The sequence below is a fragment of the Caulobacter sp. FV1ye6ST genome (assembly GCF_058681225.1).
Genome location: NZ_CM178733.1, coordinates 4,996,429 through 5,020,234 on the forward strand (window position 1 = coordinate 4,996,429; position 23,806 = coordinate 5,020,234).

The 23,806-nt window shown below is 67.1% G+C and carries 18 protein-coding genes; 3 read left to right on the plus strand and 15 right to left on the minus strand.

Annotated elements, in window-relative coordinates; translation table 11 throughout:
* Positions 1-8: 8 nt before the first annotated feature.
* The 3 genes from ACW175_RS23740 to ACW175_RS23750 all read right to left on the minus strand — a co-directional run bounded on the left by ACW175_RS23740 (position 9) and on the right by ACW175_RS23750 (position 5,987).
* Complete coding sequence (locus ACW175_RS23740) at positions 9-2,717, minus strand: PAS domain S-box protein (RefSeq protein WP_492102366.1); 2,709 nt, start codon at positions 2,715-2,717, stop codon at positions 9-11.
* A gap of 102 nt (positions 2,718-2,819) precedes the next feature.
* Positions 2,820-3,503 carry a Fe2+-dependent dioxygenase gene (locus tag ACW175_RS23745; protein ID WP_492105038.1) on the minus strand — a complete coding sequence of 228 codons (684 nt, stop codon included), beginning with the start codon at positions 3,501-3,503 and terminating at the stop codon, positions 2,820-2,822.
* A gap of 141 nt (positions 3,504-3,644) precedes the next feature.
* Positions 3,645-5,987 (minus strand): TonB-dependent receptor, encoded by a 2,343-nt coding sequence (locus ACW175_RS23750; protein WP_492102367.1) that lies wholly within the window; start codon positions 5,985-5,987, stop codon positions 3,645-3,647.
* Positions 5,988-6,197: 210 nt separating this feature from the next.
* Here ACW175_RS23750 and ACW175_RS23755 point away from each other — a divergent pair, with 210 nt between their 5' ends.
* A complete protein-coding gene (locus ACW175_RS23755) occupies positions 6,198-6,830 on the plus strand; it encodes a LysE family translocator (protein ID WP_492102368.1) in 633 nt (210 codons plus the stop codon).
* A gap of 183 nt (positions 6,831-7,013) precedes the next feature.
* Positions 7,014-7,712, plus strand: a complete 699-nt coding sequence (locus ACW175_RS23760; protein ID WP_492105039.1) for a ribonuclease T2 — start codon at positions 7,014-7,016, stop codon at positions 7,710-7,712.
* 177 nt (positions 7,713-7,889) lie between these two features.
* Here the strand turns inward: ACW175_RS23760 and ACW175_RS23765 are convergent, their stop codons facing one another.
* The 10 genes from ACW175_RS23765 to mutS form a co-directional block, all read right to left on the minus strand.
* On the minus strand, positions 7,890-8,726 hold the full coding sequence (locus ACW175_RS23765; protein WP_492102369.1) for an alpha/beta fold hydrolase: 837 nt from the start codon (positions 8,724-8,726) through the stop codon (positions 7,890-7,892).
* A 124-nt stretch (positions 8,727-8,850) separates the two neighbouring features.
* Positions 8,851-9,114: a hypothetical protein gene (locus ACW175_RS23770; RefSeq protein WP_492102370.1), complete on the minus strand. Its 264-nt coding sequence runs from the start codon at positions 9,112-9,114 to the stop codon at positions 8,851-8,853.
* A 125-nt stretch (positions 9,115-9,239) separates the two neighbouring features.
* Positions 9,240-11,378: a polyribonucleotide nucleotidyltransferase gene (gene pnp / locus ACW175_RS23775; protein ID WP_492102371.1), complete on the minus strand. Its 2,139-nt coding sequence runs from the start codon at positions 11,376-11,378 to the stop codon at positions 9,240-9,242.
* 314 nt (positions 11,379-11,692) lie between these two features.
* Positions 11,693-11,962, minus strand: a complete 270-nt coding sequence (gene rpsO / locus ACW175_RS23780) for a 30S ribosomal protein S15 (protein ID WP_099581985.1) — start codon at positions 11,960-11,962, stop codon at positions 11,693-11,695.
* A 14-nt stretch (positions 11,963-11,976) separates the two neighbouring features.
* The gene (truB, locus tag ACW175_RS23785) at positions 11,977-12,909 is read right to left on the minus strand and encodes a tRNA pseudouridine(55) synthase TruB (RefSeq protein WP_492102372.1); all 933 of its coding nucleotides are present in this window, start codon (positions 12,907-12,909) and stop codon (positions 11,977-11,979) included.
* 2 nt (positions 12,910-12,911) lie between these two features.
* Entirely contained in the window at positions 12,912-13,406 is a 495-nt protein-coding gene (gene rbfA / locus ACW175_RS23790) for a 30S ribosome-binding factor RbfA (protein ID WP_492102373.1), read from the minus strand.
* 140 nt (positions 13,407-13,546) lie between these two features.
* A complete protein-coding gene (locus tag ACW175_RS23795) occupies positions 13,547-14,086 on the minus strand; it encodes a hypothetical protein (protein WP_492102374.1) in 540 nt (179 codons plus the stop codon).
* Between the two features lie 56 nt (positions 14,087-14,142).
* Entirely contained in the window at positions 14,143-14,310 is a 168-nt protein-coding gene (locus ACW175_RS23800; RefSeq protein ID WP_199170684.1) for a hypothetical protein, read from the minus strand.
* A 60-nt stretch (positions 14,311-14,370) separates the two neighbouring features.
* Complete coding sequence (locus ACW175_RS23805; RefSeq protein WP_492102375.1) at positions 14,371-17,193, minus strand: [protein-PII] uridylyltransferase; 2,823 nt, start codon at positions 17,191-17,193, stop codon at positions 14,371-14,373.
* A 20-nt stretch (positions 17,194-17,213) separates the two neighbouring features.
* Positions 17,214-19,919, minus strand: coding sequence for a DNA mismatch repair protein MutS (mutS, locus tag ACW175_RS23810; RefSeq protein ID WP_492102376.1), 2,706 nt, complete (start codon positions 19,917-19,919; stop codon positions 17,214-17,216).
* Between the two features lie 132 nt (positions 19,920-20,051).
* Between mutS and ACW175_RS23815 the strand changes: the two genes are divergently transcribed.
* Positions 20,052-20,552 (plus strand): TonB family protein, encoded by a 501-nt coding sequence (locus ACW175_RS23815; protein ID WP_492102377.1) that lies wholly within the window; start codon positions 20,052-20,054, stop codon positions 20,550-20,552.
* Here the strand turns inward: ACW175_RS23815 and dnaJ are convergent.
* Both dnaJ and dnaK read right to left on the minus strand, forming a co-directional pair.
* Entirely contained in the window at positions 20,549-21,706 is a 1,158-nt protein-coding gene (gene dnaJ, locus ACW175_RS23820) for a molecular chaperone DnaJ (protein WP_492102378.1), read from the minus strand. The two genes, ACW175_RS23815 and dnaJ, sit on opposite strands and share 4 nt — an antisense overlap.
* Positions 21,707-21,866: 160 nt before the next feature.
* Positions 21,867-23,765: a molecular chaperone DnaK gene (dnaK, locus tag ACW175_RS23825; RefSeq protein WP_492102379.1), complete on the minus strand. Its 1,899-nt coding sequence runs from the start codon at positions 23,763-23,765 to the stop codon at positions 21,867-21,869.
* Between the last annotated feature and the right edge of the window lie 41 nt (positions 23,766-23,806).

The following is a 23,806-nucleotide window of genomic DNA, read 5'->3' on the forward strand; positions in this document are numbered from 1 at the left end:
GCGCGGGGTCAGGCGACGGCGCCCTGGCTGTCGTCGCCGGCCCGCGACAGGCGCAGGATCTCGGCGACCAGCGCGGTGGGGGAGATTGGTTTAGCGGCCACACCGTCCATGCCGGCGGCGCGATAGGACGCTCGCTGGTGGGCCATGACATTGGCGGTCAGGGCGATGATCGGCGCGCGGGCCTCGGGTCCCGGCAGGGCGCGAATGCGGCGGGCGGCCTCCAGGCCGTCCATCCCGGGCATCTGCACGTCCATCAGGATCAGGTCGAAGGTCCCGTCGCGGGCGGCTTCGACGCCGGCCGCGCCGTCGTCGGCGACGCTGACCTCGGCGCCCAGCTGTTCAAGGATTCGGCGGGCGACCAGCTGGTTGGTCCGGTTGTCCTCGACGACAAGCACCTTCAGTCCATCCAGCAGGTCGTCGCAGGCCGGCTCGGCCGGCCTGGGGGCCAGCGCCGGCGGGGCGGCGATGGTCAGGGTGAAGGTCGAGCCCTCGCCCGGGGTCGAGCGGAAGGCCACCTCGCCGCCCAGCATCTGGGCCAGCTTGCGGGTGATGGCCAGGCCGAGGCCAGAACCGCCGAAGCGACGCGTGGTGCCGGCGTCGGCCTGCTGGAAGCGTTCGAACAGGCTGCCTTGCGCTTCCAGCGGCACCCCGATGCCGGTGTCGATCACGTCGAAGACCAGGCGCGGGCCCTCCGCCGTCATCGCCTTGCGAGCCCGGACCGTCACCGAGCCCTTGAGGGTGAACTTCACGGCGTTGCCGATCAGGTTGAACAAGGCCTGGCGCACGCGGGTCGGGTCGGTCTCGATCCAGCCGAGGTCATCGGCGAGGTCCAGTTCGAGCCGCAGGCCTTTATGCGTGGCCTGACCGGCCAGCAGGCGGATCACGCCCCGGGTCAGTTCGCGCGGATCGACCGGCTCGCGATTGAGGTCCAGGCGCCCGGCCTCGATGCGCGAGATGTCGATCACGTCGTCCAGCAGGGTCGACAGCATCTGGCCCGCGGCCAAGGCCTCTCCCAGAAGGTCGGCGCTGTCGCCGGACGGAAGCTCGCGGCGCAGCACGTGCATGACCCCCAACACCCCATTCATCGGCGTGCGGATCTCATGACTCATATTGGCCAGGAACTGGGCCTTGGCCTCGTTGGCGGCCAGGGCGGCGCGCTCGGCGGCCATCAGCGCCAGCTCGGCCCTCTTCTTCTCGTCGATGTCCAGGACCAGACCGACCGCTTTGCGCGCGACGCCGTGGGTGTTGCGGCGCACGTCGTGGAAGATCCGCACCCAGCGCGTATCGCCGCCAGGCGTCAGCACCCGCACGTCGTACTCCTGCGTTCCCACGAGGCCGTCGCGCCACCACTCGGCGGCGCCCTTGTAGAGATGGGCGAGATCATCGGGATGGATCATCGGCCAGGCGGCCTCGCGCACATCGTCATAGACGACGTGGCGACCCATCATGCGGTGGAATTCCGGCGAGCCCCAGAACCGCTCGGCCTCATGGTCGATCTCGTAGACGCCGGCGCGCGCCGCGCTCAGCGCGACCTTCAGCCGACGGGCGTTGATCCGAGCCTCGCGCCGCGCCGCCGTCAGGGCGGTGACGTCGTCCATATAGGTGATGACGCCGACGATTTCGCCGGAGCCGTCCAGCCAGGGCCGAGCCTCCCAGCGGAAGGCGCGCTCCACGCCCTCGGCGTCGAACAGGCGGTCCTCGCGGCGGGTGACGACCTCGCCCGACAGAGCCCGGGTGACCCCCGCCACGAAGCGGCGCCGGCCGCCATTGGTCAGCTCCGACAGGGTCTTGCCGATGACCTGGGCCTCGGTAGACCGGAAGATTTCCAGGAAGCGCGGGCTGACCAGGCGCAGGCGCATGTCCAAATCGTAGACCGCCACGGCGAACGGGGCGTCCTCGACCAGCCGACGGGCCCGGCGCTCGCTCCAGATGGCCCTGTCGCGGCTGCTGGCCACCTCGCTGATGTTCTGGGTGATGCCTTTGAGGGTGAACCGTTCGCCCCGTCGCTCGCCGGCGCGATAGGTGCTGCGGAAAGTCCGCCAGCAGCCATCGTCACCCAAGAGGCGGAACTCGACCGAGCCCCCCTCGCCTGTGCGGATGGCGCGGCCAAAGGCTTCCCGCACCACCGCGCGCTGGTCGTCGGCCAAGCGGGCCAGGAATTGGTCGACCGTGGCGACATTTTTTGGCGAAAGGCCCAGTCGCGCCAGAACGTCGGGCGCCCAGTCGATGCTCCCGCCATCGGGCTCGTAGCTCCAGACGCCGATGCCGGCCTCCTCGGCCAGGATCTGTCGGGTGCGGCGGGCCGATTCCAGTTCGGCCCGGGTCGCCACCTCGGCCGAGATATCGTGCATCAGCCCGATCATCTCGCCGTTCGGGCCCAGGCGCGAACGGCCCTGCAGCCAGACCGTGCGGCCGTCCTTGCAGCGGATCTTCAGTTCGTTGATCGCCTCGCCGGTCGCGCGCATGTGATCGCCGCTCCGGATCAGCTCGGCCTGGCTGTCGGGGTGGGCGAACTTGAGGGTGGGCTGCCCAATCAGCTCCTCGGGGGTCCAGCCCGTCAGGGTGGTCCAGGCGCCGTTGACGCTGACGAAGCGGCCCTCGGGCGAGACCACGGCGAACAGATCGCTGGCGTTCTCGAACAGCCAGCGCGCGGCCTCGGCCTCGCCAAATGGCGCCGGCGCTCCCGCCACCCCTTCGTTATCTCGCCCCTGGGACATCAGGTCTCCGCAAAGTTGGGCGGATCGTGGGGCGCAACCGTAAACTTATGGTTCGCAAGACAGACCGATGTTCCACGAACGCGCTCGTCCAGCCTCGATTTCCTATACCTCGGCCCATTGGCGCAGCAGGTTGTGATATACGCCGGTCAGCGACAGGACGCCCTCGTCGTCCGCCTCGACCTTGCGGGCCAGGCGCTGGATCGCGATGTCCATCTCCAGCAGCATCGTGCGCTTTGCGTCGTCGCGGATCAGGCTCTGGATCCAGAAAAAGCTGGCCGTGCGCCGTCCGCGCGTCACCGGCGTGACGTGATGCAGGCTGGAGCTTGGATAGAGGATCATGTCCCCGGCCCCCAGCTTGACGACATGGTCGCCATAGAGGTCGTTCACCACCAGCTCGCCGCCGTCGTAGTTCTCCGGCTCCTCCAGGAAGAGCGTGGCCGAGAGATCCGTGCGCAGACGCCGGCCGCTCAGCGGGTCGCGGCGGATGGCGTTGTCGACATGGTCCTTGAAGCCCATGCCCTCGCCGTAGCGGTTGAACATCGGCGGCAGAATGAACCGCGGCAGAGCGGCCGAGACGAACAGCGGATTGGCCTCCAGCGCCTGGAGGATCGCCTCGCCGACGGTTCGGGCGGCCTCGCTGTCCTGCGGCAGCTGCTCGTTGGTCTTGGCGCGCGCGGCCTGAAATCCCGAGGTCAGGTTGCCGTCGACCCACGGACCAGCGTCGAGGATCGCGCGGCACTCGGCGACCTGCGCCTTGGTCAGCACCTCGGGAATCTGCAGCATCATCGGGACATCCTTGTTGCGACTCATTCCTAGCATGCCGCGCCGGGTCTGGTTTGATCCGGATCAGGCCGAAACGAGATCGCCCCGCCCGACCCTGGAGAGGCCGGACGGGGCGCGGAGACAAAGCCGCTCGTCGGAGGAGGACTAGTACTTCACATTGACGGTCAGGATCGCCTGACGGCCCGGCGCCGGATCGGCGTGGTGAACGCCGTTGGTGCGCGCGATGTAGCGTTCATCCGTCAGGTTCTGGACGTTCAGCTGCAGGTCGACCTTCGGGTTGATGCTCCACGAGGCGAAGGCGTCGTAGCGGGTGTAGGACGGCGCGTAGACCCGGTTCGTGCCGCCGCCGGCCCCGCCCTGGTTGCCGCCGAAGCTGGTCGACACGTAGTAGGCGCCGCCGCCGAGAGCGATCTGGCGGGTGATCTTGTACGTCGTGAAGGTCGAGAAGGTGTGCTTGGGCGTATTGGCCAGCGGGTCGCCCTGGTTGACGCTGGTATAGGCGCCGCGGACCAGCTCGCTGTCCATATAGGTATAGCCGCCGAACACCTGCCACTTCGGCGTGACGTTGCCCGAGAAGCCGAGCTCGAAGCCCTTGACCTCGACCTCGCCAACCTGGGCGTAGGTGTTGGCGTCTATCAGGATCTGGGCGTTCTTGCGGATGGTCTTGAAGGCGGCCGCCGACAGGGCCAGCGTGTCGTGGAACACATTGGCCTTGGCGCCTAGCTCGAAGCTTTCGCTGTCTTCAGGCTCCAACTGGACCGTGGCCAGGTTGCCCGTACCGGTCGAGGTGTTGCTGTTCTGGTCGCCGCCCGAGATGCCAGGAGGCGTCGACGACGTGCCGTACGAGACATAGAGGCTGGAACTGGTCGTCGGCTTGTAGACCAGGCCGACCTGGTAGTTCGTGAAGTCCCACGAGCCGCCACGCGGCGTGTAGGTCACCGAGGTGACGACGCCGTTGGCGCTGGTCGAGGACGCATCCACGCCGCTGCTCTCGTAGCTGTCGTGGCGCAGGCCCAGGTTCAGCAGGATCTTGTCGCCGAACTTGATGGTGTCGAAGCCGTAGATCGCGGCCGTCTTGGTCAGGTTTCGCGACGCCGGACCCTTGTTCAGCGTGCCGACCCAGACATCGTTGGCGTTGGGCTTGTAGACGAGGGTGCAGTCACCGCCGCCGACGCTGGCCAAGGTCGTCGCCGCGATCACGAAGCCGGTCGGACAGGCCGAGGTCGTCGTGCCGTAGGGCAGGTAGCTGGCGTTGCGATTTTCTTCGCGGCTCAACTCGACGCCGATGTCGAAGCTGTGCTCCAGACCGGCGAAGGTCTTCTTGCCGTGCAGGTCGGTGACCGCGGCGACCGTCTCGGTCGGGTTCCAGCGGCTCTTCGTGCCGCGCTTCATCCACCACTGCCCCTGGACGAACTGGGCCGCGCCGCCGTCGCCGGGATTGGTGACCAGGTAGTCGTTCACGCTCTTCGAATAGCGGACCACCTGCCGGACGTTCAGGTCGTCATCGATCTTGTGGTCGATGGCGAAGGTGGCGATGTCCGACCTGGTCTTCTGGAAGTCGCGGCTCTTGATGCCGTAGAAGCTGCGACGGTCGACGTTCAGTATGCCCGAGGCCGTGCGCGGCTCGGTCGTCTTGGTCAGCAACGGGATGCCGTAGTCGGGCGTCTGGTTGGTGTCGAGATGGTAGTAGGCGACGGTGATCTGGGTGTCGCCGTTCAGACCTATGGCCAGCGACGGCGCGACGCCCCAGCGGTCGAAGTCGACGGCCTTGCGCCCAGGGGTGTTTCCTTGCGTGCCCAGCACGTTCAGGCGCACCGCGACGCTATCGTTGATCGCGTAGTTCAGGTCGGCGGTGGCGCGGGCATAGGCGTCCGTACCCATGCCGACCGATCCGCGCGCGAAGGTGTCGGCCTTCGGGGTCTTGGACGACAGGTTGATGCTGCCGCCGCCCGAACCGCGGCCGCTATAGGCGCTGTCCGGACCTTTGACGACCTCGACCTGCTCGAGGTTGAAGATCTCGCGGGTCTGGCCGCCGCTGTCTCGGACGCCGTCGACGAAGATGTTGTTGGCCGAGCTGGCACCGCGGATGAACGGCCGGTCAGCCAAAGGCTGACCACCCTCCCCGGCGCCGAAGGTGATGCCCGGCGAGGTGCGCAGGATGTCGGTCAGCGAGGTGGCGGCGGTCTGTTCGATGATCTTCGAGGTGATGACCGTCACGGACTTGGGGGTGTCGACCAGCGGCGCGGTGAACTTGCTCGACGACGGGTCGGCGACGCGACGGGCGTCAATCTTGACGGTCGAGACCTCGGTGTTGTCGTCGGCGGTCGGGGCGGCGGCGGGCGGGGCGGTCGCGATCGGCGCGGCGGCGTCCGCCTCGCCCGCGACGGCGGCATGAGCCAGGCCCAGGCCCGCGAGGCCGGCGACGGCGGCGGCGCCCAGGGCGCGACGAGGCCGGCTTACAACGCCGACAGAGATCGGATTACGCATGATCGTCCTTATTCCCCGAGGGCTCGCCGTGGGAGCCCCTCCTGAAATTGCGACGCGTTCTTAGCGTTCCTGCAAAGCAGTCGCAATGATAATCGTTCTCAGTTGCGCGACGCGGCGGAAGGGCGGCGATTTGAGCGTGGCCGGATCGGCCCTGCCCGCGCCCGAACGCGTCATGCTAGAGCTTGGGCCGCACGAACTCGGAGCCGCGCCATGCCCGACGCCAAGACCTGGATCGCCTTCACCTTGGTCTGCCTGGGGATGGCCCTGACCCCAGGACCGAACATGCTGTATCTGGTCAGCCGCTCGATCTGCCAGGGCCGCTGGGCGGGGATCGTGTCGCTGATCGGCACGGCGGCCGGCTTCGTGGTCTACCTGCTCTGCGCGGCCCTGGGCATCACCGCCCTGCTGATGGCCGCGCCGATCGCCTATGACGCCCTGCGGTTCGGCGGCGCCCTCTATCTGGCGTGGTTGGCCTGGCAGGCGATCAAGCCCGGCGGCGCCTCGCCGTTCCAGGTTCGCGAACTGCCCAAGGACAGTCCGGCCAAGCTGATCAGCATTGGCTTCGTGACCAACATCCTGAACCCCAAGGCCGCGATGCTGTACCTGTCTCTGCTTCCGCAGTTCGTCAGGCCCGAGCACGGCGGGGTCTTCACCCAGTCCCTGACCCTGGGCCTGTCCCAGATCGCTGTCAGCTTGACGGTGAACGGCGCGATCTGCCTGGCCGCCGGGACCATCGCCACCTTCCTGGCCACCCGGCCGAGCTTCGCCCTGATCCAACGCTGGCTGATGGCGACGGTGCTGGGCGGCCTGGCCGTACGGATGGCCACCGAGGCGCGGCGGTAGAGCTTGTCCCGTTTAGGCCGAACCATCTAAACGAGATAAACAGGCTCTATAATCAGATATTTAGCGCTGCCTCGCTTTGGAAGGCTTCATCCAGGGTTGGGCGGCGTTAGGACGTTGGCAAAGGGTTTCTTGACGCCGACCACGGCGCGGGTCCCTATCCGCGCCGCTGTTCCGGAGTTCATGATGAAGACCGCCCTCGCCACCGCTTTCGCCGTCCTCACGCTCGCGACCGGCGCCCAGGCCGCCAATCTGAAGGCCTGCGCGGTTCCGCCCGCTGTGACCCCCGCCCCCGCCGAGAGCCCGCCCGCCGACGAGATCCACCCCGACGTGCCGATCGCCGCCTATCTGCTGGCGCTGTTCTGGTCGCCCGAGGCCTGCCGCGCGGGCATCCCGGAGTCGGACAAGGTCATCCAGTGCCAGAACAATCACTTCGGTTTCACGGTGCACGGCCTGTGGCCGAACGGACCGGACAGGGTCCACCCGCGCTACTGCAAGCCTAGCCCGCCGATGAACCCGGCGACCGTGAAGGCCAATCTCTGCATGACCCCCTCGCCCTGGCTGCTACAGCACGAGTGGCAGGCGCACGGCACCTGCAACTGGGACAGCCCCGAGGCCTATTTCAAGAAGGCTCAGAAGGTCCGCAAGGGCCTGAACGTTCCCGACCTGGCCCCGGCTGGCGACACCATGACCGCCGGCCAGATCCGCGACGCCTTCCTCAAGCATAACAAGGGCATGACCCGAGACGGTCTCAATGTTCGCGTCAAGGACGGCCGCCTCGCCGAGGTCTGGGTGTGCCTGGACCTGAAGTTCAAGCCCGCCGCCTGCAGAGGCGGCAATGGCGCCCCGGACGCGGCGCCGGTGCGGGTGACGCCGAAGGGGTAATTTTCTCTATTCGAGCGGGCAAAACGTCATCCCGCGCCTGAAACGCGGGATGACGGGTGGTGATCGCTGAGCGGCTAGAGCATTTTTTCAATCCAATTGGATCGGCGAAATGCTCTAGCCTCTTGTTTTGACACATTTTCTGACGACGAACCGGTACCCACTTCGTCGGAAAATGCTCTAGCCTTCGATGAAGGCCAGCAGGTCCTTGTTGATCGTCTCGGCCTGGGTCGTGGCCATGCCGTGCGGGAAGCCCGGATAGGTGATCAGCTTGCCGTTCTTCAGCAGCTTGATCGCCTGGCGGGCCGAGGCGTCGATCGGAACGACCTGGTCGTCCTCGCCATGCAGCACCAGCACCGGCACGTCGATGACCTTCAGATCCTGCGTGAAGTCGGTCTCGGAGAAGGCCGCCACGCAGTCGTACAGCGCCTTGACGCCGGCCATCATGCCCTGGCGCCACCAGTTGTCGATCACGCCTTGGCTGACCTGCGCGCCCTCGCGGTTGAAGCCGTAGAAAGGACCGGCGGCGACGTCGCGGAAGAACTGGGCGCGGTTATAGGCTGTACCGTTCCGGAAGCCGTCGAACACCTCCAGCGGCAGGCCGCCCGGATTGGCCTCGGTCTTCAGCATCAGCGGCGTCACGGCGCCGACCAGCACGGCCTTGGCGACACGGCCGGGCTCGGCGCGGGCCACGTAGTGAGCCACCTCGCCGCCGCCCGTCGAGTGACCGATGTGGATGGCGTTCTTCAGGTCCAGGTGCTTGGCCAGGGCGATGACGTCGGCGGCGTAGGTGTCCATCTCGTTGCCGGTGTCGGTCTGGCTGGACCGGCCGTGGCCGCGACGGTCATGAGCGATGACGCGATAACCCTTGGCCAGGAAGAACATCATCTGCGCGTCCCAGTCGTCCGACGACAGGGGCCAGCCATGGTGGAAGACGATCGGCTGGGCGGTCTTCGAGCCCCAGTCCTTGAAGAAGATCTGGGCGCCGTCGTTGGTGGTGAAATAGCCGCTGCTCATGTCCGTTTCCCTCTGGCTGGGAGGCCGTCTGGCCCGTCCCGTTGCTCCGATGAGGAGAGAATGAACGCGGACGATCATCTCGGATATGGAAACTATGGAAATCCATTGTTTCTTATTTTGAACCCTATCCGCCAACGCCCTTGAGCACCCAGTCGTAGCGTTGGGCCGGCTGGTAACCGACGATCGGACTGGCGCGGACGATCTCCCGCAGGTTCTCGTCGAGATCGCGCATGACGACGTCGATCAGAGAACTGCGCGCCACCCGGATCGCCTCATCCTTGGGCGCGGTCCTGGCGCAGGCCGGACAACGCGCGGCAAAGCCATCGCCCTCTCGCACAACCTGGACATCGACGCGGCATGCTCCGCACTGCACGACATGATCGGCCATCGCTCGCCTCCCGTTCCGCAACCCAGAATGGAACAAAAACAGAACGATGCAAGCCAAAACGCAAAACGGGCGGCCCCTTTCGGAGCCGCCCGCCTGATCGCGTCCGGAATGGGGACGGAAGGGGCTTACGCCTCTTCGGTCGCGCCTTCCTTCTTGGTCAGGTCTTCGCCAGTTTCCTGATCGACGACCTTCATCGACAGCTTGGTCTTGCCGCGATCGTCGAAGCCCAGGAGCTTCACCTTGACGATCTGGCCCTCTTTCAGCACGTCCGACGGCTTGGCGACGCGTTCGTTGCTGATCTGGCTGACGTGGACGAGGCCGTCCTTGGCGCCGAAGAAGTTCACGAAGGCGCCGAAATCGACGACCTTCACGACCTTGCCGTCGTAGATCTTGCCCACTTCGGCTTCGTCGGTGATCGACTTGATCCAGTCGATCGCGGCCTTGATCTTGGCGCCGTCCGAGGCCGAGACCTTCACGGTGCCTTCGTCGTTGATGTCGACCTTGGCGCCGGTGGTGGCGACGATCTCGCGGATCACCTTGCCGCCCGAACCGATCACTTCACGGATCTTGTCGGTCGGGATGGTGATGGTCTCGATCTTCGGGGCGTAGTCGCCGACGTCGTCGCGCGGGGCGTCCATGGCCTTGTTCATCTCGCCCAGGATGTGGGCGCGACCTTCGTGAGCCTGGGCCAGGGCCTGCTTCATGATCTCCGGGGTGATGCCGGCGATCTTGATGTCCATCTGCAGCGAGGTCAGGCCTTCGCTGGTGCCGGCGACCTTGAAGTCCATGTCGCCCAGGTGGTCTTCGTCACCCAGGATGTCCGACAGAACCGCGAAGCCGTCCTTTTCCAGGATCAGACCCATGGCGATGCCCGAGACCGGACGGATCAGCGGCACGCCGGCGTCCATCATGGCCAGCGACGAACCGCAGACCGTGGCCATCGAGGACGAACCGTTCGACTCGGTGATCTCCGAGACCAGTCGGATCGTGTAGGGGAAGTCTTCCTTGGCCGGCAGCATCGGACGCAGGGCGCGCCAGGCCAGCTTGCCGTGGCCGATTTCGCGGCGGCCCGGGCTGCCCATACGGCCGGTTTCACCGACGCTGTAGGGAGGGAAGTTGTAGTGCAGCAGGAAGGATTCCTTGTAGGTGCCTTCCAGAGCGTCGATGAACTGCTCGTCGTCGCCGGTGCCCAGGGTGGCGACCACGATCGCCTGGGTCTCGCCGCGGGTGAACAGGGCCGAACCGTGGGTGCGCGGCAGGATGCCGACTTCACCCAGGATCGGACGGACGGTGCGGACGTCGCGGCCGTCGATACGGATGCCGGTGTCGAGGATCGAGCGACGGACGATGTCCGCTTCCAGTTCCTTGAAGACCGAAACCAGCTTCAGCGGGTCAATGCCGGCCGGGTTGGTGTCGCTCTTGGCGAAGGTCTCGATGGCCTTGGTCTTGGCGGCGCCCAGGGCGGCGACGCGTTCGGCCTTGCCACGGATGGTGTAGGCGTCGGCCAGGTCCTTGCCGACGGCCTTCTTCACTTCGGCCTTCAGGGCGTCGGTGTCTTCCGGTTGGAAGTCGAAGGGCTCCTTGGCGGCGTGCTCGGCCAGGTCGATGATCGCGTCGATCACCGTCTGCATTTCCTTGTGGGCGAAGTTGACGCCGCCCAGCACGATCTCTTCCGAGAGTTCCTGGATTTCCGATTCAACCATCATCACGGCGTCGGCGGTGCCGGCCACCACGAGGTCCATCTTGCTTTCCTTCAGCTCGTCGAGCGTCGGGTTCAGCACGTAGGCGCCGTCAACGTAACCGACGCGCGCGGCGCCGATCGGGCCCATGAACGGGGCGCCCGACAGGACCAGGGCGGCCGAAGCGGCGACCATGCCCAGGATGTCGGGATCGTTCTCGAGGTCGTGCTGCAGCACGGTGACGACAACCTGAACTTCGTTCTTGAAGCCCTTGACGAACAGGGGACGGATCGGACGGTCGATCAGGCGGGAAACCAGGGTTTCCTTTTCCGACGGACGGCCTTCACGCTTGAAGAAGCCGCCCGGGATCTTGCCGGCCGCGAAGGTCTTTTCCTGATAGTTGACCGTCAGCGGGAAGAAATCTTGACCGGGCTTCGCCTTCTTGGCGAACACGGCGGTGGCCAGGACGACGGTTTCGCCCATGGTGGCCAGAACGGCGCCGTCGGCTTGACGGGCGATGCGACCGGTTTCGAGGACCAGCGTCTTGCCGCCCCACTCGATCGTCTTGCGCTTGATATCGAACATTTTTGCTTCTTTCGGTTCCGAAGGACCCATTTCCTTCAGGACGGACAGGGGCGGGCGGCCGAAGGGCGGTCCCGAGATTTCCTCATCCAGTTCGACAGGCGTCCGAAGATCGTGATCTCCGGCCTACGTGTTCGGATCGCGCATACAGCGGATCCGCGGCAACCTTTCGTTTCGGCCTGTCTCGAAACGAAGGCTTAGACTTGTCGCGTGACGAATATCGAAGCCGGAAACCACTTTGGGCCAACCCGTTTCGACTGTCGCGCTTCAGAAAAGCATTCGGCCGCTCTACAAAAGCAGAGCGGCCGAATTGTGCCTTAGCGACGCAGACCCAGCTTTTCGATCAGGGCCTGATAGCGACCGGCGTCGGACTTCTTCAGGTGGTCGAGAAGCCGGCGACGCTGGGAAACCAGCTTCAGCAGGCCACGACGGCTGTGATTGTCCTTCTTGTGCGTCTTGAAGTGCTCGGTCAGGTTCGAGATGCGTTCCGAGAGGATCGCGACCTGGACTTCAGCGCTGCCGGTGTCGCCAGTGGTGCGGGCGTGTTCGGCGATGAGAGCGGCTTTGCGCTCGATGGTGATCGACATCGGGTTGTCTCCGCTCAGGTGAGTTGGAAGACCCGCACCGGATTGAGCTTTCCGGCGCGCATCTCGCACAGGGCCACCAACCTGTCGCCCGAGATGGCGGAAACGGTGCGATCGCCGGGCGTGAGCTCGGCTTTCAGCGTTTCTACCTGCCTTGGGAGCAGGACGATGGCGCGTCCCTGTGCAAGTCGGAAGGCGTCTTCATCGGTCACGGCCAACGCCGGGATGTCGTCCAGCGCGGTCTCGACCGGAAGCAATGCCTCCGACAGCCGGGCCTCATAGCTCAAATTCTCAAGGGTTTCCAGCGATATCGCGGTCGCCTCGGCGAACCCGCCCACCCGCGTCCGGCGCAGCTCGGCGACGTGACCGCAGGTTCCCAACGCCTTGGCGAGATCCCGGACCACGGCCCGGACATAGGTGCCCTTGCCGCATTCCATCTCCAGGGTGACGTGGTCGGCGTCGGCTTGCTCGACAACCTTCAGGTCGAAGATGTTGACCTTGCGGGTCGGCAGCTCGAATTCCACGCCGTCGCGGGCCAGGTCATAGGCGCGCTCGCCGTCGACCTTGATGGCCGAGAAGTTCGGCGGGACTTGGTCGACCTCGCCGATGAAGACCGGCAAGGCGGCTTCAACCTGCTCCCGGGTCGGCCGGACGTCGGAGGTTCCCGTCGTCTCGCCCTCGCGGTCCAGGGTCGTGGTGTCGCGGCCCCAGGCGATCGTGAAGCGATAGGCCTTGTCGGCGTCCATCAGGAACGGAACCGTCTTGGTCGCCTCACCCAGGGCGATGGGCAAGATCCCCGTGGCCAGGGGGTCCAGCGTACCCGCGTGGCCGCCCTTCTGGGCGTTGAAGGCGCGGCGCACCCGGCTGACGGCCGAGGTCGAGGTCAAGTCATAGGGCTTGTCCAGGCAGATCCAGCCCGAGACGGCGTCGCCCTTCTTGCGGCGCGCCATGCTTAGGCCTCGCCCCCTTGGTCGTCATCGTCGCCCTGGACGTCCGCCAGGGTGCGGGTGTCCTGCTGCACGCGCGGGTCGTCGAAAAGGCGGTCCATATAGGCGGCGGCGCCGAAGCTCTCGTCGTGGATGAACTTGAGGTCCGGCGTGAACTTCATGTCGATCACCTTGCCCAGGCGCCCGCGCAGGAAGCTGGCCCCCCGGTTCAGCGCCTTCATGACCTCCTTGATGTCCTCATCCCCGCGGCCAGCCTCGCCCTTCAAGCCGGCGCCCAGGGGTTCGACGAAGCAGACGGCGTGCCGCAGGTCGGGGCTCATCCGCACTTCCGACACCGTGAACGAGACGTTGACCAGCACCGGGTCGGCCAGGCCTTCCTCCCGGAAGACATCGACCAGGGCGTGGCGGATCAGTTCGCCGGCGCGGAGCTGGCGTTGCGAAGGGCCCGTCGGGGAGGCCTTCTTGGTTTCGGCCTTTTTGGGGCCCGAGAGGCGCTTCATGGCGCGGAATCCTTGTGGCCCGGCCGGCGGATCGAACGCCGGTCGCGGGGAAAATCGAAAGGCGGGGTGTCTAGGCTTCCAAACGCTGGAAGTCCAGTCCGGTCTCGCTCTCCCACCCAAGCCCAGTTAGCGCGCGGCCCCTACTCTTCCCGCGGCTCTAGCGCCGTGAACGGCGTCTGGCCGCGTTCGATGCGGATCAGGTCCAGCACGCCGAGGATCTGGCGCGAGCGCCATTGGCCTTGGAGGTACGAGATCGGGCCCAGGGTGACCCCCGCCGCGACCTGGATCGCCACGGTGCTGTGCTCGCGAATGAAGCTCAACATGCTGTCGCCCGCCAGGTCCGCCATGATGGCCGCGATGGTCAAGGGTACGGTCAGGTAAAACACCACCACCGCCCGCACCATCTGGTCGTGACGACGGGCGTTCAGGCTGGCCAGGGCCGACAGGGCGTCGAACGTGGCGTCGTCGACCCCGTCCAGCAGCGCGAAGGCTTTCACCGTCGAGGGGTTACGGCGAAAGCCGTTGAGGAAGTCGACGCCCATATAGCCCCAGGCGCCGGGCGTGTAGAACGCCTCCAGGAACAAGTTCCAGGCAGGGAACAGACGCCTGAGCTTATCCCAGAGAGCCCAGGCCTCGGCCGTCTCGGCCTTTGCCACGCTCGCCGATATCTTGTTTGCCATGCTCGCCCCGCACTCAACCTATGGAAAGGTCTAAGCAGCCGGCCCGGCGATGTCGATCAGGACTTCGACGACAGGTCCGGGCGCGAGGCCAGGAAGGCCGCCTTTTCCGCGGGCGTCAGCACCTTGGCGGTCTGACGCCGCGCCACCTTCGGCGTGGGTCGGGCATAGGTCTCGGCGGTCGACGCGGGCTTGAGGTCGGCCAGGCGCTTGATAGGCGGCTTCATGTCTCTTCCCCGGTTGCGGACAGAGTCTAGGCCGCTATCCGTGACGGCGGCAAGACGCCCCTACCGCGCCACGCTGGCCCGCGCGCGCTTCAGGCCCAGGCGGGCGGCCGGCGCGGTGGCCTCGTTCTCCTCCAGGGCCGCCAGCAGGTCGGCCTTGACGGCATTGACCTTGCGCGTCTCGGTCAGCTTTCCGCCTTCCTGCGTCTGGACGTAGAAGGCGTCGACCGCCCGCTCGCCATAGCCGTCGATATGGGCCGACTGGATGGAGAGGCCGTTGTCGGCCAGGGTCTTGGCCAGGGCGTGCAGCAGTCCCGGCCGGTCGCGGCCAGAGGCCTCGACCACCGTGGCGTCGTTGGAGGCCTCGTTGTCGACCGTCACGGTTGGCGCGATCGAGAAGGCGGCGGCGCGGGACTGTTCAGAGCCCCGGCGCGGCTCGACGCCCAGCGGCTCGCCCTTGCCGGCGGCTTCCAGCGCGTCGGCCAGGCGGCGCAGGGCGCGGGGGTTCTCACAGCCGAACGGCGCGCCGGTCACGTCCTGGACGTAAAAGACGTCCAAGGCCTGACCCTGACGGGAGGTGAAGACCCGGGCGCCCACGACATTGCCGCCCAGGGCCGAGATAGCCATGGCGAGGTCGGCGAAAAGGCCGCGACGGTCCTTGGCGGCGACCACGATCTCGGCGGCGTTCTGATTGGGCTGCACCCGGCCCTCGGCGGCGGCCCCGCCCTGGATGGCGGCGCGACGGGCCAAGGCGGCGTGCTCGAACAGCTCGTCCTGCGGGAAGGCGCTGAAATAGGCGTTTTCCATCGCCGACACCCAGCCCTTGGCGGCCGGATCGATCTCCAGCAGCGTGGCGCGGGCGGCCTCTGCCAGGCTCTCCTGGTGGCGCAGGACATTGGCGGCGGCGTCGCTGCCGCGTCCGCCGCGGAACACCGCCTCGGTGGCGTTGTAGAGCTCGCGCAGCAGCTGGCCCTTCCAGCCGTTCCAGACCCCCGGCCCGACGGCGCGGATGTCGGCGACGGTGATGACCAGCAAGAGGCGCAGGCGCTCGGGGTTCTCGACGATGCGCGCGAAGGCGGCGACGGTGCCGGGGTCGGCGACGTCCCGCTTCTGGGCGAAGTCGCTCATGACGAGGTGGTTCTCGACCAGCCAGGCGACGAGCTCGACCTTGGTGCGGTCCACGCCCATCCGCTCGCAGGCGCTTCGGGCGGCGCGGGCGCCGGCCTTCTCCTGGCCGCCGACCCCGCCCTTGCCGGTGTCATGCAGCAACATGGCCAGGAACAGGGCCTCGCGGTCCTCGATCAGCGGCATGATCGAGACGGCCAGCGGATGGTCGTCAACCAGCCGGCCGGCGGCCATGTCGCCGATCAGCCCGACGGCCCGCAGGGTGTGCTCGTCCACGGTGTACGAGTGGTACATGTTGAACTGCATCTGGGCCACGATCCGGCCGAACTCCGGCACGAAGCGGCCCAGGACCCCGGCGTCGTTCATCAGGGTCAGGGTGCGATAGCTGCGCTTGCCGCGCGCCAGCAGATCCAGGAACGCCCGGCAGGCCTCGGGAGCGCGACGCACCTTGGAGGTGATCAACGACAGGCTTCGGGTCACCGCCGTGAAGGCGTCCGGATGCAGGTCGAGGTCGCGCTCGTCGGCGATCTTGAACAGGCGGATAAGGTTGACCGGATCGGCCTCGAAGACCGCCGGTCCGTCGATGTTCAGGCGACCGTTGTCCTCGAAGAAGCCCTCGACGTCCAAGGCCTTGCGCTTGGGACGGCCGCCCGGCAGGAACCGCGAGATGCCCTTGGGCTCGTTCTTGAAATGCTCGGCTTCCAACTTGGCCGAGAAGGCGCGGGTCAGGGCCCCGACCTCCTTGGCGATCAGGAAGTAGCGGCGCATGAACCGCTCGACCGCCGGCGCGTCGCCCCGGTCGCCATAGCCCATGCGGCGGGCGATTTCCGGCTGCAGATCGAAGGTCAGCCGCTCCTCGGGCCGGCCCGTCGTGAAGTGCAGGTGGGCGCGCACCGCGTGCAGGAAGTCGAAGGCGCGGATGAAGGCCTTTGTCTCGCGCGTCGAGAACACCTCCATCTTGAAGACGTCCTCCGGGCGGTCGACCGGGTGCAGATATTCGGCGATCCACATCAGGGTGTGGAGATCGCGCAGGCCGCCCTTGCCCTCCTTGACGTTGGGTTCGACCATGTAGCGGCTGGTCCCGGCCCGGGCCTGCCGGTCATCGCGCTCCTTAAGCTTGGCGGCGACGAACTGGGCGCCCGTGCCCTTCATCACGTCGTCGCGGTAACGGCGCTTGAGCTCAGCGGCCAGGCGCTCGTCGCCGGTCAGGCGGCGAGCCTCCAGGATCGAGGTGCGGATCGTGAAGTCTTCCTTCGAGAGGCGCACGCACTCCTCGATGGTCCGCGAGGCGTGGCCGACCTTGAAGCCCAGGTCCCACAGCGCATAGAGCATGAACTCGATCACGCTCTCGGCGTGCGGCGTCTGCTTGTAGGGCCGCAGGAATAGCAGATCGATGTCCGAGAACGGAGCCAGGGTGCCCCGGCCATAGCCGCCGACGGCCAGCAGGCACAGGCGCTCGCCCTCGGTCGGGTTGCGGGCCCGGAAGACGTGGACTGTCGTGAAGTCATAGAGGGCGGTGATCACCTCGTCGGTGACCCCGCTGATCAGGCGGGCGGTCTCGACGCCGCTGGCGCCGTTTTCCAACCGTTCCTTGGCGATCATCCGGCCGCGAAACAGCGCCTGCTTGAGGATGTCGATGGCCCGCGCGCGCTGTTCGACCTCGTTGCCGATGGCGTCGAGGGCGGCTGCGGACAGACGCGCGCGCAGCGCGTGCCCGTCGACGACGTGTTCCAGGCGGGTGGGGCGAAGGCGACGGGGCATGATGGAGATATGGTTACTCTCTAGGCCCTGAGCAGACCCTTAAGACGATAGAGCGCCTCCAAGGCCTCGCGCGGGCTCATGCCGTCAACGTCGAGATCAGCCAGGGAGTCCTCGACGAGGCTCGGCGCCGCTTTGGCGGGCGCCTGGACGACGGCCTGGCTGGCGGCGAACAGCGGCAGGTCGTCCAGCTTGGCTGGCGACTGGTCCTTGCTCTCCAGGCGATCCAGCACCTCGCGGGCGCGGATCACCACCGGGGTCGGCACGCCGGCCAGCTTGGCCACCTGGACACCGTAGGAGCGATCGGCCGGACCCGGCGCGGCCTCGTGCAGGAAGACGAGGTCACCGTTCCACTCCTTGGCCCGCAGGGAGAGGTTGGAGACGTGCGCCATCCGCTCCTCCAGGGTCGCCAGTTCGTGATAGTGCGTGGCGAACAGGGCGCGGCTCTTGTTGGTGTCGTGCAGGGCCTCGGCGCAGGCCCAGGCGATGGCCAGACCGTCATAGGTGGCCGTGCCCCGGCCGATCTCGTCCAGGATCACCAGGCTGCGCGGCCCGGCCTGGGTCAGGATGGCGGCGGTCTCGACCATCTCCATCATGAAGGTCGAGCGGCCGCGCGCCAGGTCGTCGCCGGCGCCGACGCGGCTGAACAGGCGGTCGACGACGCCCAGGCGGAAGCTGGCGGCGGGCACGTAGCAGCCGGACTGGGCCAGGATCGCCAGCAGGGCGTTCTGGCGCAGGAAGGTCGACTTACCGGCCATATTCGGGCCGGTGACGATCGACAGCCGCGCGCCGGTCTCGCCCGAGGCGTCCAGACAGCAGTCGTTGGGGGTGTAGGGATCGCCAGCCCGTTTGACGGCGGCCTCCACCACCGGGTGGCGCGCGCCCTTGGCGTCGAAGGCGTAGGACATATCGACGATCGGCCGCACCGCGCCGGAGTCCTCGGCCCATTCGGCGAGGCTGGAGGCCACGTCCAGGCGCGCCAGGGCCTCGGCGGCGATCTGGATGGCGTCGGCATGGGCGCGGGCCTGTTCGCGCCACTCCTCGAACGCGGCGACCTCCATGGCCAGGGCCCGTTCGGCGGCCTGGGCGATGCGGGCGTCCAGGTCGGCCAACTCCACCGTGGTGAAGCGCACCTGGTTGGCCAGGGTCTGGCGGTGGATGAAGGTCGCGTTCAGCGGCGGCTGGAACAGCGGGTCGGCCTTGCCGGCCGTGGCCTCGACGAAATAGCCGAGCACGCCGTTGTGGCGGATCTTCAGCGGCACGCCGCTCTCGGCCATCAGCTGGGCTTCCAGGGCGATGATCACCTTGCGGCTGTCGTCGCGCAGGCCCCGCGCCTGGTCCAGCTCGGGCCGGATACCGGCGGCGACGAAGCCGCCGTCGCGGGCCAGGGCCGGCAGGTCGGGACCCAGGCCCTGCTCCAGCGTGTTCAGAAATTGCGACAGGCCCTCGTGCAGCGACGGGGTCAGCGCCTTGAAGGCGTGCTCCAGCTCGAACGGCGGCGGGGACAGCGGATCGGGAGCGCCACCGGCCATGCCGGCCAGGCGCTCGCCGCACTTCAGGGTGTCGCGCAGGCACCCCAGATCACGCGGCCCGCCCCGACCGAGCGCCAGACGGGACAGCGCGCGGGCCATGTCGCCCGACCCCTTCAGCACCTCGCGCAGGCGCTGGCGCAGCGGGCGGTGCTCGACGAACCAGGCGACGGCGTCCAGGCGCTGGTCGATGGCGCCGACGTCCAGCAGCGGCCGGGCCAGACGCGAGGCCAGCATCCGCGCCCCTCCCGACGTCACGGTGCGGTCGATCACCGCCAGCAGCGAGCCATCGCGGCCACCCGTCTGGGTGCGATCGATCTCCAGACTGCCGCGCGTGGCCGGATCGATGGCCATCACGTCCGCTTCCGCCGCGCGACGCGGCGCCCGCAGGGCCGGCAGCTTGCCGGCCTGGGTCATTTCCAGGTGGGCGGCGATCAGGCCCAGGGCTCCGATCTCGGCGGGGGTCAGCCCGCCAAAGCCGTCCAAGGTGTCGACGCCGTAGAGGCGCTTGACCCGCGCTTCCGAAGCCTGCGGCTCCGACAGCGCCGAAGGCATCGGCTGCACCAGGCCGCCGCAGATCTTCAGGGTCTGAGACAGGGCGTCGTCGGACAGCAGGCGGTCGGCGACCAGTGTCTCGGACGGGGCCAGGGCCGCCAGGATCGGGGCGACGGCCTCCTTGGCCACGGCGAACACCTCGACCTCGCCGGTCGACAGCTCGACCGAGGCCACCGCCGCCTGGCCCGCGCGGATGGCGACGGCGGCCAGGCGGTTGGCGCCGCGCGCGTCCAGCAGGCCATCCTCGGTCAGGGTGCCGGGCGTGACCACGCGGACGATGTCGCGGCGGACCACCGACTTGGAGCCGCGCTTCTTGGCCTCGGCCGGGTCTTCCATCTGCTCGCAGACGGCGACCTTGAAGCCCATGCGGATCAGCTTGGACAGATAGGCCTCGGCCGCGTGCTGGGGCACGCCGGCCATCGGGATCGGCTGACCGTTGTGGGTTCCCCGGAACGTCTGGCTGATGCCGAGCGCGGCGGCGGCCTTGTAGGCGTCGTCGAAGAACAGCTCGTAGAAATCGCCCATGCGGAAGAAGATCAACGCATCGGGCTGCCGCGCCTTCATCTCGAAGAACTGCTGCATCACCGGCGTCGCGCCAGTGGGGTCGAGCAGGTGGGCAGGAGTCGGCGTGGCGTGGGCGTTCATGACGCCCGAAACTACAGAGCGTCGCGGGTGGCGTTAAGGGGCGGCGTTAAGGAAATACGGGGATGGAAGGCCATGCTCGGGACTTCCGAGCATCCTTGACGAACATATCGACGTCCGGTTGAGCTTGGCCCCATGAGCACCGCCGCGCCGGCCCAGCCACCTCCGCCTCGTCCCGCCGTCATGGGACCCTACAAGCCTGACTGGATGGAGAAGCCGTCCGGCGATGACCTGGCGGCGTTCTATCCGGCCCACGCCGCGCGCAACGACATCTCCGGTAAGGCGACGATCACCTGCAAAGTGATGGCCGACGGGCGCCTGAACGCCTGCGTGATCAAGGAAGAGAGCCCGCCCGGCGAACACTTCGGCGAGGCGGCCCTGAAAATCGCGCCCAAGTTCAGGATGATCCCACCCGATGACCCGAACGCCCCGCCCGCCGACGTAACGGTGCCGCTGGTCTTCGACGTCCCGAAGTTGAACGTCATGATACGGCCGAGCGAGGCCGAAGATGCCCGGTTCATGACTCAGTTCGGCGCTGGCCTTGTGTCGGTCGCGACAGTCTTGCTGGTGATGATGATCTGGGCGCTAGGCCGCTACAACAACCGCGCGGCCAAAGGATCAGCGGAAAAGCCCTAGTTCCCCGTGACCTCTTCCCAGAACCTCTTGGCCTTGCCGACGAAGTTGGCGGACTTGGGGTTCTGTTTCTCGCCGCACAGGCCGGCCAGTTCGCGGATCAGTTCCTTCTGGCGCGCGGACAGGTGGGTCGGGGTTTCGACGAACAGCTCGACCACCAGGTCGCCGCGCTGGCGGCTGCGCAGGGACGGCATGCCCTTGCCCTTGAGGCGGACGGTCTTGCCGGTCTGCGAGCCTTCGGGGACGGTGACGGTGATCTTGCACTCGCCATCGCAGGTCTCGCCGCCCAGCAGGCAGGGGGCCTCGATCTCGCCGCCCAGAGCCGCCGTGGTCATCGGCACCGGCACGGTGCACAGCAGGTCCAGGCCATCACGCTCGAACAGCTCGTGCGGGATCACCGACAGGAAGATGTAGAGGTCGCCGCGCGGACCGCCGCGCGCGCCCGCGTCGCCCTCGCCCGCCAGACGGATCCGGGCGCCGTCGTCGACGCCGGCCGGGATGCGGACCGACAGGATGCGCTCGCGACGCACCTGGCCGTGGCCGTGGCAGTTGGCGCAGGGATCCAGGACCAGACGGCCCGAGCCGCCGCAGCGCGGGCAGCCGCGCTCGACCGCGAAGAAGCCTTGGGTGGCGCGGACCCGGCCGGCGCCGCCGCAGGTGCCGCAGACAGTGGGGTTGGTGCCGGGCTTGGCGCCGGAGCCCTCGCAGACCTCGCAGGTCATGGCGGCGGGCACCTTGATCTCGACCTCGGCGCCGGCATAGGCCTGCTCCAGGGCGATCTCCAGGTCGTAGCGCAGGTCCTGGCCCCGCTGGGGACCGTTCGACTGGCGACGACCGCCCCCGAACATCTCGCCGAACACATCACCGAACACATCGTTGAAGATGTCGCCGGCGTCGAAGCCCTGGCCGCCGAAGCCGCCCGCGCCGCCGCCCTGCCCGTTGACCCCGGCGTGGCCGAAGCGGTCATAGGCCGCGCGCTTCTGCGGATCGGAGAGGACCGAATAGGCCTCGTTGATTTCCTTGAAGCGCCCGGTGGCGTTTTCGCAGCCGCCGTTACGGTCGGGGTGATGTTCCATCGCCAGCTTGCGGAACGCGGACTTCAGACCAGCGTCATCGATGGTCTTGGTCACGCCGAGGATTTCGTAATAGTCGCGCATAATCAGCGTCTGGCGCCCAAAAGGCCCACGAAAGTGGCGTTGATGAAGGAAGAGGTTGGATAGCACGCGGCCCGGCGCAAGGCGTCCTCGGGCGAAGCGGCAAGAGGTCGCGGCCGCGGAACAAGGCTATCGCTGATGTTCCGCGGCGCGCGCATGGCGGTTAGTTCGCCGGCTTGTTGTCGTCGACTTCTTCGAACTCGGCGTCGACGACGCCATCGTCCGCGGCCTCGGCGCCATCAGCGCCTTCGGCCCCTTGCTGCGAAGCGTACATCGCCTCGCCCAGCTTCATCGACGCCTGGATCAGCGCCTGGGTCTTGGCCTGGATGGCCTCGACGTCTTCGCCTTCCAAAGCCGTCTTCAGCTCGGTGATGCCGGTCTCGATCGCGGTCTTTTCAGGCGCGCCGACCTTGTCGCCGTGCTCGGCCAGGGCCTTCTCGGTCGAGTGCAGGATCGCCTCGCCCTGGTTCTTGGCCTCGACCAGTTTCTTCTTGGTCTCGTCCGCGGCCTTGTTGGCCTCGGCTTCCTTGACCATGCGCTCGATGTCCGCGTCGCTCAGGCCGCCGTTGGCCTGGATGCGGATCGAGTGCTCCTTGTTCGTCGCCTTGTCCTTGGCGTGAACCTGCACGATGCCGTTGGCGTCGATGTCGAAGGTGACCTCGATCTGCGGGACGCCACGCGGCGCCGGCGGAATGCCGACCAGGTCGAACTGGCCCAGCACCTTGTTGTCGACGGCCATCGGGCGTTCGCCCTGGAACACGCGGATCGTCACGGCCGACTGGTTGTCGTCGGCGGTCGAGAAGGTCTGCGAGCGCTTGGTCGGGATCGTGGTGTTGCGTTCGATCAGCGGGGTGAACACACCGCCCAGGGTCTCGATGCCCAGGGTCAGGGGGGTCACGTCCAGCAGCAGTACGTCCTTCACGTCGCCTTGCAGCACGCCGGCCTGGACGGCCGCGCCCAGCGCCACGACTTCATCGGGGTTCACGCCCTTGTGGGGTTCACGGCCGAAGAAGTCCTGCACCGCCTGCTGGACCTTGGGCATGCGGCTCATGCCGCCGACCAGGATCACTTCGTCGATGTCGCTCTTCTTCAGGCCGGCGTCCTTGAGGGCCTGTTCGCACGGACCGATGGTGCGGGCGATCAGGTCGTCGACCAGGGCTTCCAGCTTGGCGCGCGACAGCTTGATGTTCAGGTGCAGCGGGCCCGAGGCGTTCATGCTGATGAACGGCAGGTTGACCTCGTACTGAGCCGTCGAGGACAGCTCCTTCTTGGCCTTTTCGGCTTCCTCGCGCAGGCGCTGGAGGGCCAGCTTGTCCTTCCGCAGGTCGACGCCCTGCTCCTTCTTGAACTCGTCGGCCAGGTAGTCGACGATCCGAAGGTCGAAGTCCTCGCCGCCCAGGAAGGTGTCGCCGTTGGTCGACTTCACCTCGAAGACGCCATCGCCGATTTCCAGGATCGACACGTCGAAGGTGCCGCCGCCCAGGTCGTAGACGGCGATCTTCTTGCCGTCGTTCTTGTCCAGGCCATAGGCCAGGGCCGCGGCGGTCGGCTCATTGATGATGCGCAGGACTTCCAGGCCGGCGATCTTGCCGGCGTCCTTGGTCGCCTGACGCTGGGCGTCGTTGAAATAGGCCGGAACGGTGATGACCGCCTTGGTCACGGGCTCACCGAGGTGAGCTTCGGCGGCTTCCTTCATCTTCTGCAGGATGAAGGCCGACACTTCCTGCGGGCTGTAGTCCTTGCCCTGGGCCTTGACCCAGGCGTCGCCGGTCGGGCCCTTGACGATCTCGTAGGGCACCATGCCCTTGTCCTTCTCGACCACCGGGTCGCTGGCGGAGCGGCCGATCAGGCGCTTGATCGCGAACAGCGTGTTGGTCGGGTTGGTCACGGCCTGACGTTTGGCCGGCTGACCAACCAGGCGTTCGCCATCTTCCATGAAGGCGACGACCGACGGGGTCGTACGAGCGCCTTCGGCGTTCTCGATCACCTTCGGATTCTTGCCGTCCATGATGGCCACGCACGAGTTCGTGGTGCCCAGGTCGATGCCGATAATCTTGCTCATTTTGGTACCTGTTCGCTCCTTTAGGCGGACGGTGGTGACGA